This is a genomic window from Collinsella aerofaciens, assembly GCF_005845035.1.
Classification (GTDB): domain Bacteria; phylum Actinomycetota; class Coriobacteriia; order Coriobacteriales; family Coriobacteriaceae; genus Collinsella; species Collinsella aerofaciens_I.
Genome location: NZ_SPFO01000022.1, coordinates 27,971 through 34,094, shown reverse-complemented (window position 1 = coordinate 34,094; position 6,124 = coordinate 27,971). Strand labels below are relative to the sequence as shown.

Below are 6,124 nucleotides of genomic sequence, written 5' to 3'. Positions count from 1 at the left end.
GGGGCCGCGGGGGCGTTCGGCTAGCTGCGGGAATGGCCTATTTGCTCAATGTGTTCGGCTGAGATCGGAAATCAACCCTTTTATGCCAGTTTGCTTGCACGCTGCGTATAATACATCTAGTACGTGTTGTCATACCGCTCGCTTTAAGAGCGACTAAGGACTCTGAAATGCCCGATTCCCGCACCCTCTGGACCGCCGTCGTTATCATCTGCATCGCCGTGTCGGTGTTCTTTAGCGTCAAAAAACGCACCACGTTCAAGCGTCTGCAGCAGTTGATGGCCGCCAAGCAGTGGGACGAGTTCGATCGTTTGCTCGATGGCAAACTCACCAGCATGCTGTACCCGCGCTATAACCGCGACTACCTGCGCCTGAACTCCTATCTGCTGCGCGAGGACCACAAGCGCGCCGACGAGATGTTCGATTTGCTGCTGGGACTCAATCTGCCCAAGATGCAGCGCGTCGACCTGGTGATTAAGGCCTTTAACTACTACGTTGGCCAGGAGGACCGCAAAAAGTCCAAGGAGCTGCTGCACGAGATCAAAGGCTTTGAGGGCGGCCAGGCCGAGGCAGTCGCACACGAATGCCAACTGATGTACGACACGATGATCCTCAAGCGCCACAACGACATTCCCGAGCTGGAGCGCATGCTCAAGGAGGCCGGTGACGACAAGGTCAAGAGCTGCCGCTTGGAGTATCTGTTGGCTCTGCAGTACAAGAACAAGGGCGACGAAGCCAAGTTCCAGGAGTTCCTGGAGAAGTCGGGGCAACACTCGATGGCCGTCAACGCGTAACGGACGGCTTGTGCTAGACTTCTAGTCTCACGGGGGCGTGGCGGAATTGGCATACGCAGGAGACTTAAAATCTCTCGCCGCAAGGATTGTGGGTTCGAGTCCCACCGCCCCTACCATATGGAGCTTTCGAGCCCGTGTCCCCAAGGGATGCGGGCTTACTTCTTTTAGATGCCGGTGGGACTCGAACCCGCGAGGGGGGGGCGAGCGTCAAGCGGACGCGCAGCGTCCGCAGCGAGCCGGCGAGGGCGCCAGCAGGCGTCCGAAGCCGGTGCGGATTTGCGCAGCAAATACGCAGACGTCCCACCGCCCCGCGCTTCAGAAAGCCAACTAATTTAGGACGGGCCAAAAAGACAGCTTCGGTCCCTTAGAAGTTGCGGTGGAATAGATCCTGTTTATACCGTTTACCAGCTTATTTAGGAACTATTTCACCGCAACTTATTTAGAGGGTGCTGAGCTCTGGGGTCCAGGAGATGGTGGGGGTCGCACCGTCGAGAGCCTCGTTGATGGTGGCGGCCATGCCGGCGAGTAAGCTGTTCTCGCTTACAGTGAGCGTCTTGTAGCCGCCGGCTCGCATAAGCTCGCGGATTACCACGGCACCAGCCAAGATCACGCCCGCGCGTTTGGGCTGTACACCCGGTAGAGCGGCGATGCCGTCCGCATCCAACGCAGACATGCGCTCGATAGCGGCCGAAACCTGATCCAGCGAAAGCTCGCGCAGGTGCACAAAGCTCGAATCGTACGGTTCCAGCTCATGAACGAGCGCCACGAGTGTGGTGACGGTGCCACCCACTGCGACCAAGCGTTCGGCGCGCTCAAAATTGCTCGGCAGGCCCTCAAAATAGGCAGCGAACTGCTCGCCCGCCCACGCGGCAGCGGCAGTAAGCTCGCCGCGTGCGGGCGGCAGTGCCAAGAAAAATCGCTCCGTCACACGGCGACAACCGATGTCCAGCGAACGCGTGCCCTCCAGCGCAAAGACCCCACGCTCCGGCGCATAGACGCCCGTCGCGAGCTCCGTGGATCCGCCGCCCGAATCGGCAACAATGATGCGCTCGCCGGCAAAGTCGTGCGCCACGCCAAAAAACGTCAGGTGCGCCTCGACCTCGCCCGGAATCACCTGCGGTTCGAGCCCCAGCTCACGCAGACCGTCCAGCAGCAGTGCGGCATTGGATGCGTCGCGCGCGGCGCTCGTGCATGTGGTGCAAATGCACGCGGCCCCAAAGGCACGCGCCTCGTCCACAAACATGCGGCATGCAGCGAGCACGCGCTCGACCGCCGCCTCGCAAAAGCGACCCGTCGCGTCCACACCCTCGCCCAGGTCGGTAATCTCGGTATGCTTGGACGAATCCACGATCGCCCCGGCCTCGACCTGCGCCAACACCAGTCGCGATGACACCGTTCCCAGGTCGATCGCCGCCACCTTATATCGTTTGCAATCTGCCATTGCGGGCCCCCCTCCGGGCGCTACTCGCCTATTCGCCGCTGGACGCGACCGTCTGACCCTCGACGCCGTTAAAACCAAACAGCATATCGAGCGCCTGAATGTACCACGGCGCGTCCTTGCCGACTTCCTCGATCTCCTTGGCCACTTCGCTGGCCTTCTTGGCGTTCGACGACTTCTTACTCGACGACGAGTCCGAATCGTCGTCCAGGCCCAGCACGTCGATCTTGGTCTCGCCGGGCATCACCAGGCCCAGGTCCTCGGTCGCCGCATCCTTAATGCCCTCCTCCGAGAGCAGTTTGTCGACGCTTTTTTGCAGCTCGTCATTGTATTGCTCGCGAATCTCGACCTGCTTGGCCAAGATGTCGCTCGAACGCTTGGCCACGTACAGGTCGCGCACGGGGAAATACAGGCTCACGAGCGCCAACGCCACGACGATACCGATGAACAGAACACGCTGTGGTCCGTGGGTAAAGTCGTAAATCGCCTTGACCACCGCGTTGTCGTTGGCGTAGTGCATAAAGTCCGAGCCCGAAAGACGGCTCGAGGCCCTGCTCGACCTGTCGTGTGCCTGAGTCGAGGGACGCGATGCGTGCGCCGAGCGCGACGGACGCACCGGGCTGTCTGCCGAGGTATTCATTTGAGCACTGGGGCGCGAGGCACTCGTCGGGCGCCGCGCCGAGCGATCGGCGCTGGCGTAAGCGGACCCGCCGAGCTGCACCATACGTGCGCGACGGGACGACGGCTCACGCGAACCGGCGGAATAGTACCTGTTGTCGTAAATCTGATCCATGTGCGCCTTGTGCGGTTGAGGTTTGTTTGCGCTAAGTATTCTAGTTATAGCACGAGCGCGCGCAACGCCTTCGGCAGCCTTTGCTCGACATAAAAAAGGCGCTGAGCCACACGGTCCAGCGCCCAATGGCGGCCATCAGAAGTGGGCGGAGCCGAGTCAACCCCGCCCCCGCAACACCACTTGTCTTAGCGGATGTTGTAGAACGCGGCCTTGCCGGCGTAGCGCGCACTGCCCTCGAGCTCGTCCTCGATACGGATGAGCTGGTTGTACTTGGCAATGCGGTCGCTGCGGCACGGGGCGCCCGACTTGATCTGGCCGGCGTTGACGCCCACGACCAGGTCGGCGATGGTGGAGTCCTCGGTCTCGCCGGAGCGGTGGCTCACGATGCAGGCGTAGCCGGCCTCCTTGGCGGTCTCGATGGCCTCGAGCGACTCGGTGAGCGTGCCGATCTGGTTGACCTTAACCAGGATCGCATTGGCGGCACCCAGCTCGATGCCCTTCTTGAGACGCCCGGTGTTGGTGACGAACAGGTCGTCGCCCACCAGCTGCACCTTGTTGCCAATGCGGCGGGTAAGCTCGACCCAGCCGTCCCAGTCCTCCTCGGCCATGCCGTCCTCGATGGAGATGATGGGATAGGTGTCGACGAGCTTCTCCCAATAATCGACCATCTGGGCGCTCGTGTACTCAACGCCCTCGCCCTTGAGCTCGTACATGCCGGTCTCGGCGTTGTAGAACTCGGTCGAGGCCGGGTCCATGGCATACATGAAGTCGACGCCGGGCTTAAAGCCGGCCTTCTCCACGGCCTTGGTAATGTACTCGAACGGCTCGGCATTGGTCTTGAGGTTGGGTGCGAAGCCGCCCTCGTCGCCCACGCCGCCGCCCAGGCCGGCCTCGTGCAGCACGCCCTTGAGGGTGTGGTAGACCTCGGCGCACCAGCGCAGGCCCTCGGCAAAGCTCGGGGCGCCCACCGGCATGATCATGAACTCCTGGAAGTCCACGTTGTTGTCGGCATGCACGCCGCCGTTGAGGATGTTCATCATGGGCGTGGGCAGCAGGTGGGCGTTGACGCCGCCCAGGTACTGGTACAGCGACAGGCCCGCCGACTCGGCCGCGGCGCGGGCGACGGCCAGCGACACGCCCAGGATGGCGTTGGCGCCGAGCTTGGTCTTGTTGGGGGTACCGTCCGCGGCGATCAGCGCAGCATCGACGGCGCGCTGATCGAAGGCATCGAGGCCCACGACGGCGTCGGCACACTCGTTGTTGACGTGCTCGACGGCCTGCGAGACGCCCTTGCCCAGATAGCGGCCCTTGTCGCCATCGCGCAGCTCGCATGCCTCAAAGGCGCCGGTCGAAGCGCCCGAAGGCACCATCGCGCGGCCGAAGCTGCCGTCCTCGAGCACGACCTCGACCTCGACGGTGGGGTTGCCGCGGCTGTCGAGCACTTCGCGACCGTAGACGTCCAAAATATCACTCATGTTGTCTCCCTCTCACTTGGAAACGTAGTGGATGCAAGCGACTGGCCGACTGCGCACCATTGGTGCGCCTCCGTAAGTTAGCCATGTCGCACTTTTTGCATTATGCCCTAAGTTAGCCGAGGGATACACTTGATTTTCGAAAAATTTAGCGGGAACGATGAGGCATGTCAGCCCGTCGTTCCCGCAGTCTTACTCCTCCGCCTTTGCGGCATCCCACAGGTCGTTGAGGCCGTGGGTCGAAAGCTCGGCAAGATCCACGTGGGCATCGGCCGCCATCTGCTCCATCGCGGCCCAGCGGCGGCGGAACTTTGCCGTGCTGGCACGAAGGGCGCTCTCGGCGTCAATGCCCTCCTTGCGCGCGACGTTGACCAAGGCAAAGAGCAGGTCGCCAAACTCCATCTCGCGCTCGGGCGAGCCAGGGGCCTCGGCCTCAAACTCGGCACGCTCCTCGGCGACCTCGTCCCACACATCCTGGACCGTCTCCCACTCAAAGCCCACGGCAGCTGCCTTGCGCGAGACCTTCTGAGCCTGCATCAGCGCCGGCAGATGCGTGGGCACGCCGTCGAGCAGGCCCTCGGGCGTGGCCTCACCCGCCGCCACGGCCTTGTCCTTGGCGGCCTTCTCGGCAAGCTTGACCTCGTCCCAAATCTTGAGCACCTCTTCGGAGCTGTCGGCATCCGCATCGCCAAACACGTGCGGGTGGCGACGAATGAGCTTGGCGTCGATATCGCGCGCCACGTCGGCCAGTGTAAACTCGCCGGCGTCGGCCGCAATCTGCGCATGCAGCACTACCTGCATGAGCACGTCGCCCAGCTCCTCGCGTAGGTGAACCGCGTCGTCCGCCTCGATGCAGTCGAGCGCCTCGTAGGCCTCCTCGATCATGTTCTTGCCAATGCTGCGGTGCGTCTGCTCACGGTCCCACGGGCAGCCATCGGGCTGACGCAGACGCCAGATAGTCTGCACCAGATGCTGCAGCTCGGTCGACGCGTCTACCAGCGTGGACAGATCGCGCGAGCCCTCGGCATTTTGCTGAGCCATGTGCTGCGCCATGGCTACTCCTCCTCCATGACCACGTGGCGGAACGTGCCGCCCTCGTAGATGCCGTAGCTGTGCGTACCGTCCTTGGGAATGCTCACGCTGCCGGGGTTGAAAAGCCACAGGCCCGGGTGCGCGGCGCTCTCCTCGTTGATCTTGATGTGCGTATGGCCGTAGACGAGCGCGGAGCCCTCGGGCAGCGCGGGCGTGTGGTCGACGCTGTTGTGCATGCCGGCGCCAAAGACGTGGCCATGCGTCAGGAACAGCTCGCGGCCGGTCTCGTCGAACAGCGTGGCGTAGTCCGCCATAACGGGGAAGTCGAGCACCATCTGGTCGACCTCGGCGTCACAGTTGCCGCGCACCGCGATGATGCGGTCGGCCAGGGCGTTGAGCAGCGGAATCACACGCTTGGGGGCGTAGTCGCGCGGCAGGTTGTTGCGCGGGCCGTGGTAGAGCAGGTCGCCCAGCAGCACGATGCGGTCGGGGTGCTCGGACTCGATGGCGGCGACCAGGCGTTCGGTCCAATATGCCGAGCCGTGAATGTCGGAAGCGATGAGGTATTTCATGGTGGTCCTTTCGGGTGGGGTTGATA

At 62.8% G+C, this 6,124-nt stretch carries 6 protein-coding genes and 1 tRNA gene; 2 read left to right on the top strand and 5 right to left on the bottom strand.

What is annotated here, in order from left to right; genetic code table 11:
• The first annotated feature begins 167 nt into the window (after positions 1-167).
• Together FGQ67_RS08885 and FGQ67_RS08880 are read left to right on the top strand one after the other, a co-directional pair.
• Positions 168-791: a hypothetical protein gene (locus tag FGQ67_RS08885; protein WP_138341467.1), complete on the top strand. Its 624-nt coding sequence runs from the start codon at positions 168-170 to the stop codon at positions 789-791.
• Between the two features lie 31 nt (positions 792-822).
• Positions 823-907 (top strand) — tRNA-Leu (locus FGQ67_RS08880).
• 323 nt (positions 908-1,230) lie between these two features.
• Here the strand turns inward: FGQ67_RS08880 and FGQ67_RS08875 are convergent.
• The 5 genes from FGQ67_RS08875 to yfcE form a co-directional block, all read right to left on the bottom strand.
• Positions 1,231-2,232 (bottom strand): Ppx/GppA phosphatase family protein, encoded by a 1,002-nt coding sequence (locus FGQ67_RS08875; RefSeq protein WP_138341465.1) that lies wholly within the window; start codon positions 2,230-2,232, stop codon positions 1,231-1,233.
• Between the two features lie 28 nt (positions 2,233-2,260).
• The gene (locus FGQ67_RS10295; RefSeq protein WP_249934440.1) at positions 2,261-3,022 is read right to left on the bottom strand and encodes a hypothetical protein; all 762 of its coding nucleotides are present in this window, start codon (positions 3,020-3,022) and stop codon (positions 2,261-2,263) included.
• 185 nt (positions 3,023-3,207) lie between these two features.
• Positions 3,208-4,497, bottom strand: coding sequence for a phosphopyruvate hydratase (gene eno, locus FGQ67_RS08865; RefSeq protein ID WP_138341463.1), 1,290 nt, complete (start codon positions 4,495-4,497; stop codon positions 3,208-3,210).
• 189 nt (positions 4,498-4,686) lie between these two features.
• Positions 4,687-5,547, bottom strand: coding sequence for a nucleoside triphosphate pyrophosphohydrolase (gene mazG, locus FGQ67_RS08860; protein WP_138341460.1), 861 nt, complete (start codon positions 5,545-5,547; stop codon positions 4,687-4,689).
• Between the two features lie 2 nt (positions 5,548-5,549).
• Positions 5,550-6,098 carry a phosphodiesterase gene (gene yfcE, locus FGQ67_RS08855; RefSeq protein WP_138341459.1) on the bottom strand — a complete coding sequence of 183 codons (549 nt, stop codon included), beginning with the start codon at positions 6,096-6,098 and terminating at the stop codon, positions 5,550-5,552.
• Between the last annotated feature and the right edge of the window lie 26 nt (positions 6,099-6,124).